Raw genomic sequence first — 15414 nt, 5'->3', positions numbered from 1 at the left:
AAAAAAAAAAACATACACTCCTCTCCACTCCTACCCACTCTCCGTAGAGCCGCCGCGTCGGGTAGTCGTCGGGGCCCAGCGGCGGGCGGTCCCGGTCCGGCGTACGGGTGCCGTCGGCGCCGGGCGCGCCGCTCTCGTACCACTCGTGGAGGCCCGGCCCCGGCAGCACCGGCCCCTCCGCCGCCACGGTGGCGTCCGTGAACAGCGTCACCTGCGCGGCGACGGTGTTCATCAGCAGACCGTCCGGCTGGTACGTACGCCACCCGCCGCCCGGCCCGGGCGGCGCCGCAGCGACGACGTGGGCGGGACGCGGTGGGGCCGGGGCCGGGGGCACGGGACCGCTCAGCAGGGCCGAGACCCCCTCCGGGGTCATCGGCCGGGCGAAGTACCAGCCCTGGCCCGAGTCGCAGCCGATCCGCCGCAGCCGTTCCGCCTGGGCCTGGCTCTCCACACACTCGGCCGTCACCGTCAGGTCGAGCTTGTGGGCGAGCTGGACGAGGGCCGAGACGATCGTCTCGTCGGCCGGATTGAGGTGCCGTGCCGTACGGAAGCCGCGTACGAACGTGCCGTCCAGCTTCAGCGTGTGCACCGGGAGGCGGCTGAGGTAGGCCAGGTTGGAGTAGCCGGTGCCGAAGTCGTCGATGGCGATACGGACGCCCATCTCGCTGAGTGCCTGCAGCGCCTGGAGGGGCCGGCCGGCCGAGCCCATCACCGCCGACTCGGTGAGTTCGAGCTGGAGGAGCGAGGCGGGCATGCCGGTCTCGGCCAGGATGCGTTCGACGTCGGCGACAAGGTCGGAGTCCCAGGCCTGCCGTACGGCCACGTTCACGCTGACGAAGATCGGCCGCCCGCCGTGCGCGTCCATCCAGCGGCGGGCCTGGCGGCAGGACTCCGCGAGTACCCAGCGGCCGAGGGGCACGATCGCGCCGTTCTCCTCCGCCAGTCCGATGAAACGATCCGGCCCGAGCGTGCCGAACTGCGGGTGGCGCCAGCGCACCAGCGCCTCCACGCCGTGCAGCGTCTCGTCGCCGAGCCCGACGATCGGCTGGTACTCCAGCACGAACTCGCCCCGTTCCACCGCCGGCCGCAGCGTGCTGGAGAGCGCCTGCCGGGTCATGCGGTGGGCGTTGCGCTCCGGGTCGAAGAGGGTCCAGCGGGCCTTGCCGTCGGCCTTGGCCCAGTACAGCGTGGTGTCGGCGGCCTGCATGAGGGCGGTGGCGCTGGTGCCCTCGGTCTCGCGCTCCACCACGCCGATGCTCGCCGAGACCGCGAGCCGCTGGCCGGCCAGCTCGAACGGCCGCTGGAGCGCGCGGAGCACCGACGAGGCCAGCTTGGTCAGCTGGTCGGTGCCGGTGGAGCCCTCGACCAGCAGCGCGAACTCGTCGCCGCCGAGCCGCGCCACCAGATGCCCGCCGTGCGTGCCGTGCCCGCCGTGGCCACCGTGGCCACCGCGCGTCCCGCGTCCGCCGTCCTCGGCGCACCAGGCCAGGCGGCGCGCGACGGCGTCGAGCAGCTGGTCGCCGATGTGGTGGCCGAGGGTGTCGTTGATGGCCTTGAAGCCGTCGAGGTCGAGGTAGCAGAGGCCGATCCGGCCGGTGGGGGAGTCGGTGAGCGCGGCCGAGAGCCGTTCGAAGAACAGCGCCCGGTTGGGCAGCCGGGTCACCGGGTCGTGCATCTGGAGGTGGCTCAGCCGCTGCCGCAGCGCGCGCTGTTCGCTGATGTCCACGACGGACAGCAGCGCCTCGCCGCCCCCGCCGCCCTTCCCGTACGCGGTGGGGGTGACGGTGATCTCCGCCCAGAGGGTGTGTCCGTCGGCGTGCTTGAGCCGGCGCGTACGCCGTTGTGTGGCGTCGGCGCGCACGCCGCCGTGCGGTGTACGGGTACGGGCGCGGGCCTCGGGGAGTGCGCCGTCCGGGGGCGTACCGTCCGCGGGCGCGCCGCCGTACGGCGCGCTGCCGGCGTGCGCCGGGTCCGCGTAGGCACCCTCCCCGTGCCCGCCGGCGTAACCGGCTTCGCCGTACGCGCCCGGGGCGTCGCCCGCGCCGGGAAGGTCCGTTTCCGCCAGGTCCATGCCGCCCAGGCCGGCCACCGGTGCCGCGACCAGGCCGTCCGGTACGGCGCCGAGCATGGCCTCGAGCGCGCGATTCGCCGTACGCACCCGGCCCTCGCGGTCGACGACGGCCATCGCGATCTGCGCGGCGTTGAACGCGGCGCGGAAGTCGCTGGCACGCGGGGCGCCCTGGTCACTGTCAGTGAGGAAATCTGGGGCGCTGCCGGGGGTGTCACCGGAGACTCTGCCCGGTCCTTCGAAGAGTCCGTTCACCGATCACTCCCGCGGTGATTCGTTGCGTGCGGACCGGTCGAGTGGCCGCGCGTAGGCCATTCGGAGGCGGGTCCGCGCTGGAAATGTGGCGATCATAGAGGCTCGCGCGGCGGGCTCGCCAGCGACCCGGCGCGCGCCGAAGGGCTCCGGTACGCGCGGGAGGGCGCGACCGCGCGTGCGAGTGACCGTTTCTGCAACCCAGCTGAAAGTGACCGGTCATCCCCGACCAGAAACTACACAGAGTAGTCATATTGTGGGTGACCCGAGCGGCCTAGTGGAACGGTGCAAACAGCATCAAACTGGGACAGTGTGGAGCAGTACAGCTGTTCCCCACCCGGTGAGGTCGACACGTGGCGCGATCGCTCATACCCGACAGGGTGGTCAGGCGCCCCCCGATGCGCCGTACGGCATCGGTGCTCACCAGCCTGACCGCGATCATCGGGACGGGCCTCGTCGCCGGACCGGCCACCGCCACGGCGGCCACCGCGTACCCGTGCGCCCTCCCGCGCACCGATGCCCACCACTCCGAGGGCCTGGACACCTGGAACACCTCGTACGCGCGGCCCGTCCAGTCGCTCGACGCGCTGATGGTCTTCCTGTCCTTCCCGGACTGGAAGCCGTTCGTCACGCCCGGCGAACTGGTCGCCGACCACTTCCCGGCCACCTCGGACTTCTTCGCCCGGGCCTCGTACGGCCGCTTCGACCTGCGGCTGCACCCGGTGCGGAACTGGATCGAGATGCCCGCCGACTCGAGCGCGTACGGGATACAGCGCGACTGGGACTCCGGGCTGCGCAGCGCGTTCCTGCGGGACGCGGTCGCCGCCGCCAACCCGCGGGTGGATTTCGGCGACTACGACATCGTGTACCTGGTCGCCGACCCCGACGCCCCCGGCGTGAACTCGGACGCCACCAAGGTCGTGAACTTCGACGAGCCGATGCAGGTCGACGGCTCGCAGGTGCCGCGTATCGTCACCGTCTTCGAGCGGCACCCGCCCGACCGGCACGTCCTCGCACACGAGACCGGGCACGTCTTCGACCTCCCCGACCTCTACCACCGGCCGGAAGAGGGCAACGCCGACTGGGACACGCACGTCGGCGACTGGGATCTGATGGGGAGTCAGTTCGGGCTGGCTCCGGAACCCTTCGGCTGGCACAAGTGGAAGCTGGGCTGGCTGGGTCCGCGGAACGTGGACTGCGTACGCCCGGGGCCCGGGACCAGCTGGCACACGCTCCGGCCGCTGAGCGCGCCGCTGGAACCGTGGCGCGGCGAGGGGGACACGCGGCTCGCGGTGGTGCGTACGGGCCCGTTCGACGCGATCGCGATCGAGGCGCGGGCGCCGATGGGGAACGACTCCGGGCTGTGCCGCGGCGGCGTGCTGCTCTACCGCGTACGCGCGGACACTGCCTCCGCCGACGGCCCGATTCAGGTGATCGACGGGCATCCGGACAGCCGCGCCTGCGTGCGGAACTCGGTCTACCCGCCGCTCGCCGACGCGCCGCTGGGGGTCGGCGAGAGCTACGCCTCGGACGACGGCGGCGGCCTGCGCGTGGAGGTGGGCGAGCCGGCGGTGGACGGTGGCTGGGGCGTCAAGATCACGCGGGAGGAGGGGCCGGTGTGGCCGGGCTGACAGGGGGCGCGGGCCGGTCGTAAGCGGAGGGTGGGGGCGGTCGTAAGCGGAACGCGGATCGGCCGGGTGCGGAACGCGGGCTGGCCGTGCGCGGAACGCCGAAGGCCCCCTCGCGTACGAGGGGGCCTTCGGCTGTCTGTGCGCCGCCAGGGACTCGAACCCCGGACCCGCTGATTAAGAGTCAGCTGCTCTAACCAACTGAGCTAGCGGCGCCTGCTGACGTCGTAGACCTTAGCATCACGATCCTGCGGAGCGAAAATTCGTTTACCGCCGCCGTCACCGTTGCGACCTGCGTCTCGTTCCGCCTCGCGGCCGCTGCGGGCCGCGCGGGCGTCGCGCTGGACGCGAACGTGGGCCCAGAGCAGCATCTCCGCGCCGGGCAGCCAGGGCCGGCGTACGCCCGGCGCGACCAGCCACCGCGAGTCGGACGCGGACCCGGGGCCGGGCCGCGCGCCGGGTGCGGCGTCGGCCGCTGCGGGGCCCAGGCGCGGGGCCGGGGCCAGGGGCGGCACGGTCACGGTGTCGCCGGGGCCGTGGCAGAGCAGCGGGGGGATCGTTTCTTCGCCCGGCTCCGCGAACGTGGCTCCGCCCGTTCCGCCGGTCTCGCGCCACTCCTCCCAGCGCAGCAGCGCGAGCAGCCGGTCCGCGCTGCCCGGCGCGGCGAACAGCAGAACGCGAGAGCGGTGTACGGCCGCCGGCCCGCTGCCCGGGCCGGTGGCCCAGAGCCGTTCCAGCAGGCGGCGGCCGTACAGCAGTGGAGAGCTCACCACGTCGAACGCGGTCCCGCACGGGAGCACGCTGGGCGCTCCCGGGCGCAGCGCCCACAGGGCGTGGACGCTGCGCGGGAAGCGGCTCGCCGAGGCGAGCCAGTCCGCGCCCGCGGGAGTGACGCGGGTGACGGGGGTACAAGCGGTCGGATCGCCGGGTTCGCTCATGACGTCCACAACTACCGGCACGGCAGATGGCGATTCCATGAATCACCGGAAACCGGGACAGGGCGGGGCGGTGTCGGGTACGGTCCGCACGCGCGCATATGCCCTCCGTTGCACCTCCGTGTCCTACGCCGTGGTTTCGCCGCCGGTACCGCCCGCTGCTCGCGCCACCGCACGTGCGTCACTGCTCGTCGCGGTCGCCCAGCAGTCGGCGCCCGAACTCGATCATTTTGCGCGCGTAGTCCTCCGTCCAGTCCGCACGCTCGGCGATCGCCTCGTCCGGCAGCCGGTCGAAGCGTCTGCGGTCGGCCAGCTGTGCGGCCGCCATCGCCTGGAACTCCATGGCACGGTCGGCCGCCGCCCGGAAGGCGAGCGTCAGCTCGGTCGAGCGGTCGAGCAGCTCGCGCGGGTCGTCCATCGATTCCAGGTCGAAGAAGTGCTCCGCGTCGCCGACGGTGTCCGCGGGCTCGAAGAGCAGCGGAGCGGGGCGGCGGAAGCGGGGAGCGCTGCCGGCCGGCGGTTCGGGAGCCGCATGCGGCTCGGGCATAGGGGGACCTCCAGGTTCGGTTGCCGCCGTCCATTGTCCCGCGCCCCGCAAGACGGGCTCTGAACGCGTGCCCCACCGGGCCTGTCCGTGCCCCTATCCAGCCCGTCCGGCGTTTGAGGACGAACCTCGGCCGGGGTCCGGGCCGCGCCCGCGTACGACGCGGTGACCGGTCACCGGCGGGGTGCGCCCTGTGGGGGTCAAGGGCCGTCCTCAAGCGCCGGACGGGCTGGAATTGCCTGGTGCGGCCGTTCCGTGGCCGCCCGCCCGGTGGAGGGCGAGGGCCGTCCTCAAGCGCCGGACGGGCTGGACCGTGGCTGAGGCCGTACTCAAGTGTCAGGTGGGGACGTACCGCACGCGGTGGGGGGACAGGTGGTGCAGGACCGCATGGTTCGCCTCCCAGCCGTCCGGGAACTTGACCGTGACGCCCAGCTGCACCGGCTCCGTCGAGGGGTGCTCGTCCAGCAGCTCCGGTACGCCCGCGCGGCACACCACCACGCACGCGTGCCGGTGCCGCGAGGTCAGGACGCACAGCCGCCCCGTCTCCAGGTGGAACGCCGTCGCGTCCGGGCGGCCGGAGAGCGGGTGGAGGACGACGGTGACGTCGAACTCCCGCCCCTGGAGCCGGTTCGCCGTGTCCACCGTGACGTCGCGCACACCGAGGTCCGCCAGGGCCGCCCGTACCGCCGCGGCCTGGTCCCGGTGCGCGGTGCCGACCGCGACGCGGTCAGCGGTCAGCGGCGTCGTGTCGACGCCGGCCCCGCCCGCACGCGCACTGCCCGTACGGGCCCCGCCCGTACGCGCGCTGCCCGCCGTGCCCTCGCGTGCGAGCAGTCGCCGTACGACGCGGGCGACGGCCGCGACCGCCTCCGGGTCGGTGCGCGGGGTGTTGCGGGCGGGCAGTTCCAGCAGGCCCCAGCCCGCGGCGGCCGCCTCGTCGAGCACCGCGTCCTCGGCCGAACCGTCCCCCGGCACCCCGAACGTGAGCGTACGGTCGCCGTCACCGGTGCCGCTGCGGAACGGCGTGTACGGGTAGAACGCCTTCGACACCAGCGGCGCCGCCGACGCGGGCAGCCGCCAGGAGACGGGCAGCCGGTGCTGCGGCAGGTCCGGGTTGTGCCCGAGGAGGGTGGTCACCGCGCTCGCCGACGGGTCGTACGACAGCCCCGCCCACTGCTCGGCGCCGACCTGGCTGAACGGGTCGAGCTGCCCCGGATCGCCCACGAAGAGCGCCCGTTCGAACAGCCCGGCCACGGCGAGCAGCGCGTCGGAACGCATCTGGTACGCCTCGTCGATGATCGCGTGCGGCCACCGCGTGTCCGACTTCACCCAGGCCCACTTGGCCGCCGTCGAGACGACGATGTCCAGCCCGGCGAGGGCGTCCGCCTTGGCAGAGGTGCGTACGGAGGGGTGCTGGTCGAGCACCGGATCGTACGGTTCGGGGTCGCTGCTGTGCAGTCGGCCGACCGGAAGCTCCGGGTCCGCGAGGGCGAGACGGTGCACGAGGTCGTCGACCTGCGCGTTGGTCTGGGCGACGACCATCAACGGGCGGCCGGCGGCGGCGAGTTCGCGGGCAGCCCGTACGACGAGGGTCGACTTCCCGGCGCCCGGCGGCGAGTCGACGACGACGCCGCGGTGCGCGCCGTGCAGCGTGTCGCGCAGGATCGCGCCGGTCGCCCGCGCGGCCGCCTCGCCGGGGTCGGCGTCACCACTCAGAACAGCCGTGTCCGCCGCGTCCGGAGACCTCGCCGTATCCGCCGCGTCCCGGGCTGCGGTGGGGCCGTTCACAGGAAGTCCTCCGGGGTCTCGGGATCAGGCGCCGCGGCAACGGCGGCAACGGCAGGCGCGGCAACGGCGGTACCAGCAGGCGCCGCGCCCGCCGCGGGAAGGGCGGCGGCGGGGGAGTCGCCCGGCGGACCGCCGTGCGTCCACGGGGTGTCCTCCGGCTCGGGCAGGCCGGGCCCGCCCCGCGGCGAGTGCTCGAAGAGCGTCCAGCACACCCGGTCGCCGGGCTCCGGCACGGAACCGGCGGCGGGCTCCTTGCCGCGCCCCATCCCGTTCACCAGCCGCAGCGTGATCAGCCCGGGGTCGTCCGGGCCGTGCGCCACGTACTCCGCGCTCTGCCGCCCGCCGCCGTACTCCTCGGGCAGCACCCGGTGCACCTTGCCGCGCTCGGTGAGGTGCGGGCGGTCGCCTGTGCGTACGGTCACCAGCGGGCGCGGGCGCGGCCGTTTGCCGTCCGACCACTCAGGCACCACCTCGGTCACCTCGCCCGCGAACGCCTCGCCCGCCAGCCGCCGCGCCGCCATCGCCAGCGGGTCGTCCAGCGCCTCCTGTGCCTCCAGCCGGGCCTGGGCCTGTTCGCGGGAGGCGAGTTTGGCGGCGGCGGTCACGGCGTCGTCCTGCTTGGGCTGCGGCGGTTCGCCGGACCGTACGCGGTCGCGGTGGTGCGTGTACGAGTAGCGGTCGCGCTTCCAGCGGTCGGCCACGCTGCCGCCCTCCGGCAGCGTCCGCAGCAGCTCCACGCCGTCCCACATGTCGTCCCAGGTGGGCCGGAGTTGGGACGCGATGAGCTCGTCGATCCGCTCGGCCGCGCCGGGGAGCCCCGCGTCGTAGCGGTCGATGGCGGGGGCGAGCAGCTTGTTGTCGAACGCGGGGTCGGTCGCCGGGCCGGCCGGCGGGTGCAGCAGCTGCCCGGCGCCGTCCCGAGCCTCCGGGTCCTCGGGCCGCGTCCGCTCCTCCGGAAGGATCCAGCCGAGCAGCGCGCCCAGATGCTGGTCCTCCAACTGGCTCTGGCCGGTGGCCCAGTGCCGGGTCAGCAGGTCCGTCATCGCCGCCAGCAGCGCGGCGCCGGGCACCCGCGCCCGCTCGCCGTAGTGCGTGAGCCAGCGGCCGAGCAGCGGCACCCGCGCGGGCGCGGGATAGGGCGTCTCCGGGTCCTCCTCGGCCGTACGCCGGAAGCGCATCGACCGGCCCAGCAGGCGTACGAAGTCCAGGGCGGGGCCGTTGGGTACGAGCAGCTGCGGGGCGTCCGCGCACAGCTCGGTCTCCTCGTCGCCGCGCTGCTCGACCTCGACGTCGTCCTGCGCCGACTCGAGGTGCGGCAGCATCTCGTCGGCCAGCGCGCTCAGGAAGGCGAACCGCAGGTCGCGGTCGCGCGGCTGCGGCACGGTGAGCAGGCGCGGGTGCGCGCGGTCGGTGCCGACGAGTGCGCCTAGCGGCGCGCCCGCCTCACCGGCGGTCGTCAACGGCACGAACACCATGGGCCGTTCGGCCAGCCACCGGTGCCGTACGGTCGCGGTGGGCTGCGCGCGGCCTGCCGCGACGGCCTCCATACGGGCGAGGGTGGAGATCAGCGACATGCGGCCTCCGCGTCGGGGCTCTGCCGTACGGGCGGTGCGGTGTGCGCGGGTGCGGCGGTGTGCGCGGGTGGTGCCGTGTGCTCCAGGTGTTCCAGCGCCTCCGCGCGGAGGCGGGCGGCGCGGCGCAGGGCCGCGGCGGCGGGGTCGTCCACCGGACCGGCCGTGTCCGCCGCGTCTGCCGAGGCCGCGTCAGTCGCATCAGGTGCGTCCGCCGCATCAGCCGCGTCCGCACCCTCCCCGTGGGCCGCCGTCAGCACCGCGTCGACCGTCGTCAGGCCGCCCAGCTCGCCGCGCACCGCGCGCCCCAGGGAGGCCACCGTGCCCGCCGTACGGGCCTGCGCGCGGCAGTGGAAGGCGAGTTCGCAGCTGGCCAGGCACTCCGGCGCGTACTCCGCCGGGACCGTGTCGACCGCCGCGGTGAGCTCCTCGCCGGGGAGCGCGGGGTCGAAGCGCGTGCCGTCGGGGACCGTGTCCGCGATCTCGTCGAGCCGGGTGAGGCGCTTCAACTGGCGCCGGGTGGAGGCGAGTTGCTTGCGAAGGTCGACGGGCGCGGCGGTCGGCAGGTTCGAGAAGTCCTTCGGGCAGACGAGCAGCGCCTCGGACCGTACGCGGCCGGCGCCGCCCGGGAGCTGTTCGAGGGCCAGCGCGTACACCGCGGCCTGCCGGGCCGCCGCGCCGACCTTCGCGGGGTCGGCCGAACCGTCCAGGATCGGGAACGACTTGATCTCGATCACCGTCCAGCCGCCGTCCGGCCGCACCGCGATCGCGTCGGGCTCCAGATACGCCGCCGAACCGGCGATCTCCAGGCTCACCATGGGATGCCGCAGCAGCGCCCACCGGCCCGCGGCCGTCGCCTCCTCCAGCGCGATGCGCGTACGGGCGGTACGGCCCGCGGGCCCGTCCGCCGCCAGATCGGGGACGGTCACCTCGGCCGGCTCCGGCGGGGTCGCGGGCGTGCCGTCCGTGTGCGCGCAGAGGAGTCTGATCAGTTCGGCGCCGCCGTCCGCGACCACCCGGGCCTCGAAGGCGTTGCCGCGCACGAACGCGAACTGCGACTGCCCGAACGCGGCGGGCGCGCCCAGCGCCGACGCGAGCGCCCCCTTGTCGACCCCCGCGCCGTCCAGCAGTGCGCGGCGGCGGCAGCCGGGGTTCGCGGCGAGGGCCGCGAGGGCGCGGGCGTCGAGCGGGCGCGGCGGCACGTCCGGGCCGCCGCGCAGCTCAGTGAGCCGCCGGCGCAGCCGCGTCGGCCGGTTCGCCGCCGGCCCCGGCTCGCCCGGTCTCGCCTCCTGCCTCGGCGTCTTCCGCTGCGGCTCCCCTCGCTGCGGCTCCCCCTGCCGCGGTGCTGCCTCCTGCCCCTGTGCTGCCTGCTGTGCCGGCACGGCTGTGCTGCCGTGGAATGTCGTCATCGGCTTTCGCCTCGCGCGCCTCGCCGGAGTATGCGGTACGCGCCGAAGTCTGGCATCCGGCACCGACATCCGCCGAGCCGCGCCGTACGATCGCGCTCCGCGCCGACCGGTCCCGTACGGACGCCTCCTGCCCAGGCCAGGGCGCGGACCGGCCCTTGAACCGCCCCCGTACGGAGGCGAACCGCCGCCCCGCCGCCTCCCGTACGGGCGCCAGCACCGGCCCCAGTGCAGGCGCGAGCCGCCGCCGCAGCGCGTCGGTGGCGCGCAGCGCCGGGCGGGCCAGCAGCAGCCCGAGGCCCATCACGGCGGCGCCCGCGACCGCGTCCAGGAGGTAGTGGTTGGCGGTGCCCATGACGATCAGCGTGGTGCTCAGCGGGTACGCGACGGCCAGTGTCCGCAGCCACGGCGTCCGGCGCCCGTACCGCCACAGCACCACCCCGCACCACAGCGCCCAGCCGACGTGCAGGCTCGGCATCGCCGCGTACTGGTTGGTCAGCCCGCCCAGCCCCTCCGGCGCGCTGGCCTCCGTGCTCCACCAGCCGTAGTCGCCGTACTGCGCCATCGTGTCGGTGAAGCCGTACGTGGCGTCCAGCAGCCGCGGCGGGCAGGTGGGCACCAGCGTGAAGCCGACGAGGCCGATCACGGTGGACAGCATCAGCCAGGTCCGCATGGCGCGGTACTCGGCGCTGCGCCGCTTCCAGAGCCAGATCAGCACGGCGGGTGTGACGAGGTAGTGCAGCGAGGCGTACGCGAAGTCGGCGGGTATGCCGAGCCACGCCTCGGAGGTGAAGAGGCGGTTGAGCGGGTGCTCGGCGTTCAGGCTCAGATCCTGCTCGAAACGGAGGATCGCCAGTCCGTTGTCGACCGCCTCCGCCGTCGAGCCGTTGCTGACCAAGAGCCGCCCGGCGGAGTAGAGCGCGTACACCGCGACGATCAGCGGAAGCTCCGCCCACCAGTGCAGCCGACGAACAACGGACATCCGAGCGGCCTCCATGACGGTGAAGTGTGGGTGGCGCGCGCCCGACCGTTCGGAGTACGCCGGTCGAAGAGACGCGCAGCCCCTCCGGCGGGTTGCCCGCGGACGGCTGAGTGATGATGGACTCAGCAGTTCAGACGGAAGGCGGCGATCCACTTGGCAGCGCGCATCCTGCTGGTCCGGCACGGCGAGACGGAGTGGTCGCTGTCCGGGCAGCACACAGGGCGTACGGACAAGCCCTTGCTCGAGGAGGGCCGCCGGGCGGCGAAGCTCCTCGGCGAACGCCTGCACCGCGCGCCCTGGCACGGCCTCCCGGACGCCGAGGTCCGCACCAGCCCGCTCGTACGCGCCCGCGAGACCTGCGATCTCGCGGGCTTCGGGGAGCGCGCGGCGGACTGGGACGCGCTGCGGGAGTGGGACTACGGCGCGTACGAGGGCCTCACCTCCGAACAGATCGCGGAACGCGCCGGCCCCGGCTGGCTCATCTGGCGCGACGGCGTCGAGGACGGCGAACGCATCGCCGCGGTCGCCGCCCGCGCCGGCCGGGTCGTGGAGTGGGCCCGCTCGGCCGACCGCGACGTACTGGTCTTCGCACACGGCCACGTACTGCGCATGCTGGGCGCCCGCTGGCTCGGCTACGACGCGGACTTCGCAGCCCGCGTCCAGCTGGACCCGGCCTCCCTCTCCATCCTCGGCTGGTCGCACGGCACCCCGGCGATCGAGCGCTGGAACGACACGGGGCACCTGGGCTGAATGCGCGCGGGCGCGCGGGCGTTGAAGAGCGGGCCGTACGGCGCGCAGGCGCGCGCGTGGCTGCGTACGGCTCCGGGGTCACTCCACCTGAGCCGCCGACGCGCGCGCCTGCCAGCGCTCCGCCTCCCGGTGCCTGCCCTGCTGCGACAGCAGTTTGGCGAGCAGGCGCATCCCGTAGTCGTCACCGGCCTCTGCCGCCGTCAGCCACCAGTGTTCCGTCCACCGGGCCCGCACGGCGTGGAAGCCGAGGCTCACCATGGCGCCGGTGTGCCCGGCCTCCGCGGCCCTGCGCCACCACCAGACGGCCAGCCCGCGGCGGTGGGTGTCGGACAGCAGGTCGCCCAGTGAGGCCATGCCGTCCGGCGTCCCCGCCGCGGCGCTCAGCCGGAGCAGCCGTTCCGCCTCCCCGAGCGCCCCGCGCTGGTGCAGCAGTGTCCCGAGCAGCCGGACGGCTTGGTCGTTCCCGGCGTCGGCGGCGGGCCGGAGCAGGTCCTCCACCTCCTCGCGGCTTCCGTCCTGTGCCTGGAGGTGCTCCAGCGCCAGCGACACCCTGGCCCCGTTGTGTCCCGCGTCTGCGGCCGCGCGCCACCATGCCAGGCGTTCCGGCGCACTCCGCTTCTGGAGTGTGTGTCCGAGGTGGTACATCGCTTCCGTGTCGCCGGACTCGGCCGCCTGCCGGAAGTGCCGTTCGGCGTCCTCCCAGTCCTGCCGCCCTGCAGCCGTCACACCGAGCAGGAGGTGCGCCGGTACGTGTCCGTCGTCTGCCGCCTCCCGCCACCACCGTGCGGCGGCGTCCACGCGTTCCGGGTCGGTGGCCAGCAGGCACCCGATGAAGTGCTTGTCGGCGGGCTCTCCCACACCGGCGAGGACGCGCAGGAACTGCTGGAGCTGCTCGCTCCCGGGCGCGTCGGCGGGGGCGGGCCGTGGCGTGTTGTAGGACCGTACGTAGTCCTCGAACTTCCCATGGCGTTTCATCGCTTTGCGGAGGTAGGGGTCCTGCGCCATGTGCATCAGGGCGTCATGGCCCCGGTCGACGCCCTCTCTGACTGAATCGGCCATGTCCGTGTAGCGCATGCGCAGCAGAGCCAGCCGGAACAGCAGGTCCGCCTCCTGGGCCGGAGCGCCCAGCGCCCGGTGTACGTCGAGTGCCCTGTCCGCGGCCTCGTAGGCGTCGTCTCGCCGCTCCTCGACAGCGAGTTGCAGCGCCAGGATGCGCAGCGCCCGTACCTCGTCCGCGCGGTCGCCCGTCCCGTGGTGGAGGTCCGTCGCCTCCGTGAGCGTGGCGACCACCTCGCCGGGCTCTGCCTCCGACGGCGCGGCGATGAGCGCGCAGGCGAGCCAGCGGAGCGCTGGGGCGATCGCGTGCGGTTCTGCTGCCGCACGGTACGCCGCGACGGTCTCCCGAAAGAGCACGGCGGCTTCGGCGAAACTCCTCTCGTCGCACCGCAGATGTCCCAGCATGCCGAGGGCACGTCCCTCGGCGTACGGGTCCCGGCATTCACGTGCCGCTGCCGCCGCGTCGAGGAGGTGAACCGCGGCCTCCGTCCTGTCCTCCCGGAGTATGTGGACGTGGCCGAGCAGGAACTGTGCCTCCGCCTCGGCTTCCCGCTCGCCCTGCTCCCTGGCCGCTTCCCTGGCCGTTTCCGCTGCCGGGCGCGCGTCGCCGGGCCTGCGTGCGGCCACCAGTGCACCGGCAAGGGCGAGCAGGGCCGCGAGAGTCTCCCCGCGGTCGCCCGACTCGCGGCTCACCCGGAGTGAGGACTCCAGGGCGGCGATGCCCTCGTCCTCCCGCCCGGTGTTCACGAGGGCGGTGCCGAGCACGCGCAGCGCCGCCGCCTCGCCCTCGCGGTCCGTATCCGTACGGGCCCGTTCCACCGCGCCGCGCGCCACCTCCACCCAGCGCTGCGAGGAGGGGAGCAGGCCCTGGCAGGCGCTGAGCATCCCGAACAGACGGCGCGCGAGGCCGGGTTGACCCTGCTCGGCTGCCGCGGGGACGGCGCTGAGCAGGGTGTCGTGTTCGGACCGCAGCCACGCCGCGGCCTCTTCCGGGCCGTCGAAGCGGAGGGCGTCGCCGCGCGTCCCGTCCCCGTTGCCGCTGTCCCCGTCCCCGGTCCCGCCGCCGGGCTCGCCGTGGGACTCGCCGTCGTGCTCGCCGTCGGCGGCGAGGACGGAGAGGGCCTGCCCCGCCGTGTCCACGAGATGGGTGAGGAAACGGCCCGCAGCGTCCTCGCGTTCCTCTTCGCTCCGGGGGAGCGCCGCCGAGTACGAGCGGACGAGGCCGTGCATCGACCACCGGTCGGCGCCGTGCGGCTGGAGCAGCGCGTTGCGGGCCAACGCGGCCAGCAGCGGCCGGACCTCCCGTACGGTCAGACCCGCGAGGGCCGCAGCGGCGCTCGTGGACACGTCCGCCCCGGTCGCCAGCGGCAGCAGCCGGAACACCCGGGCCTGCGCCCCGCTCAGCCGACGGTACGAGGTGCCGAAGGCAGCGGTGACCGCGAGGGGCCGTCCCGACTCGTCGGTGTCGTCGTACGCCAGCGCGTCGGATCGCGCCCCCTCGGCGCCGAGAGCATCCGCGAGTTGGGCGGGCGACCGTGCCGGCTCATCTCCCAGCGCGGCTGCGGCCACCCGCAGCGCCAGCGGCAGGTGATCACACAGCTCCACGAGCCGGTCGGCGCCCACGGCATCCCCGGTGACCCTGCCGTCCGCGGCATCAATGTGGCGGAGCCGGCTGTCGAGCATGGCCAACGCGTCGTCGTGCGGCATCGGCCCCAGAACGACACGGTGAGCGGTCAGCGCAGAAAGCGTCTGCCGGGAAGTGACCAGGAACCGGTGCGGTCCGCCGTGCAGGAGCGGGCTTACGGTGCCCGCGGAAGCCGCGTTGTCGAGGACGACGAGGACGGGACTGCCCTCTTCGGCGAGGCGTGCGAGGAACCGCTGCCACGCTGCCACCTGCCCGTCCGGGGGTATGCCGTCCGGGCTCTCGCCCGCCGCGCTCAGCAACTGCCGTACGGCCTCCTCCGTGGTGAGCGGCGCGCCGCCACCGCCCGCGCCGTCGCCGCCGTCACCTCGCAGGTCCACGAAGAACGCGCCGCCGGGGAACCGGCGTTGCCGGACGGCCTCCTGCGCCGCCTGCTGGGCCAGCGCGGTCTTGCCCACCCCCGGCATGCCGGTCACGGTCGTGGCCGTCGTGGTCGGCGGTCCCGGTGAGCCCGACGTCGCCGACCGCTCCGACCGTCCCGGTTCGGGAGCGGCACCCTCGGGGCCCGGGTTCAACTGTGCCAGTACGTCTGCCAGTTCGTCCTCGCGGCCCGTGAAACCGGCGGGGGCCGGGGGCAGTGCGGCCGTTCTCGGCGACGTCGGTTCGTGGGAGGGGGCGGACGGCGCCGCCGCGTCGGAACCCCCGATCTTGATGACCGGATTCTTCATGTAGATCACGGTGCTGTTCGGTGCGGTTGCGGACCATTTGATGTCGCCGCCCGCGGCGGTCCCA

The 15414-nt window shown here is 74.2% G+C and carries 10 protein-coding genes, 1 tRNA gene and 1 pseudogene; 2 read left to right on the top strand and 10 right to left on the bottom strand.

Translation table 11 applies throughout. The annotated features are described in order from the left end of the window. Both DVA86_RS36165 and DVA86_RS28905 read right to left on the bottom strand, forming a co-directional pair. A partial coding sequence (locus DVA86_RS36165; protein ID WP_342776419.1) for an FAD/NAD(P)-binding protein occupies positions 1–334 on the bottom strand: 334 nt, incomplete at its 3' end. Positions 335–337: 3 nt separating this feature from the next. Next, positions 338–2323, bottom strand: a pseudogene (locus tag DVA86_RS28905) (putative bifunctional diguanylate cyclase/phosphodiesterase); the annotation flags it as partial. A gap of 395 nt (positions 2324–2718) precedes the next feature. On the opposite strand from DVA86_RS28905, the gene DVA86_RS28900 reads away from it, so the two are divergent. After that, the gene (locus DVA86_RS28900) at positions 2719–3951 is read left to right on the top strand and encodes a M6 family metalloprotease domain-containing protein (protein WP_208882726.1); all 1233 of its coding nucleotides are present in this window, start codon (positions 2719–2721) and stop codon (positions 3949–3951) included. Between the two features lie 139 nt (positions 3952–4090). Here DVA86_RS28900 and DVA86_RS28895 read toward each other — a convergent pair. The 7 genes from DVA86_RS28895 to DVA86_RS28865 form a co-directional block, all read right to left on the bottom strand. Then, a tRNA-Lys gene (locus DVA86_RS28895) sits at positions 4091–4164 on the bottom strand. Further along, on the bottom strand, positions 4155–4886 hold the full coding sequence (locus DVA86_RS28890) for a bifunctional DNA primase/polymerase (protein WP_208882724.1): 732 nt from the start codon (positions 4884–4886) through the stop codon (positions 4155–4157). The genes DVA86_RS28895 and DVA86_RS28890 overlap by 10 nt, the downstream gene beginning before the upstream one ends. Before the next feature lie 178 nt (positions 4887–5064). Continuing rightward, positions 5065–5430, bottom strand: a complete 366-nt coding sequence (locus DVA86_RS28885) for a hypothetical protein (protein ID WP_208882723.1) — start codon at positions 5428–5430, stop codon at positions 5065–5067. 333 nt (positions 5431–5763) lie between these two features. Then, complete coding sequence (locus DVA86_RS28880) at positions 5764–7143, bottom strand: AAA domain-containing protein (RefSeq protein WP_208885312.1); 1380 nt, start codon at positions 7141–7143, stop codon at positions 5764–5766. Positions 7144–7211: 68 nt separating this feature from the next. After that, positions 7212–8789, bottom strand: a complete 1578-nt coding sequence (locus DVA86_RS28875) for a hypothetical protein (RefSeq protein ID WP_208882722.1) — start codon at positions 8787–8789, stop codon at positions 7212–7214. Continuing rightward, positions 8780–9988 carry a hypothetical protein gene (locus tag DVA86_RS28870; protein ID WP_425470940.1) on the bottom strand — a complete coding sequence of 403 codons (1209 nt, stop codon included), beginning with the start codon at positions 9986–9988 and terminating at the stop codon, positions 8780–8782. Before DVA86_RS28870 ends, DVA86_RS28875 begins: the two co-directional genes overlap by 10 nt. Positions 9989–10007: 19 nt before the next feature. Further along, positions 10008–11174 carry a phosphatase PAP2 family protein gene (locus DVA86_RS28865; protein WP_245997313.1) on the bottom strand — a complete coding sequence of 389 codons (1167 nt, stop codon included), beginning with the start codon at positions 11172–11174 and terminating at the stop codon, positions 10008–10010. 153 nt (positions 11175–11327) lie between these two features. Between DVA86_RS28865 and DVA86_RS28860 the strand changes: the two genes are divergently transcribed. Then, positions 11328–11924 (top strand): histidine phosphatase family protein, encoded by a 597-nt coding sequence (locus DVA86_RS28860; protein ID WP_208882719.1) that lies wholly within the window; start codon positions 11328–11330, stop codon positions 11922–11924. Positions 11925–12002: 78 nt separating this feature from the next. Here DVA86_RS28860 and DVA86_RS28855 read toward each other — a convergent pair whose 3' ends face one another. Then, positions 12003–15350, bottom strand: a complete 3348-nt coding sequence (locus tag DVA86_RS28855; protein WP_208882718.1) for a tetratricopeptide repeat protein — start codon at positions 15348–15350, stop codon at positions 12003–12005. Between the last annotated feature and the right edge of the window lie 64 nt (positions 15351–15414).

The sequence above is a fragment of the Streptomyces armeniacus genome (genome assembly GCF_003355155.1).
GTDB classification, from domain to species: domain Bacteria; phylum Actinomycetota; class Actinomycetes; order Streptomycetales; family Streptomycetaceae; genus Streptomyces; species Streptomyces armeniacus.
This window is presented reverse-complemented; position numbering and strand designations above follow the sequence as displayed.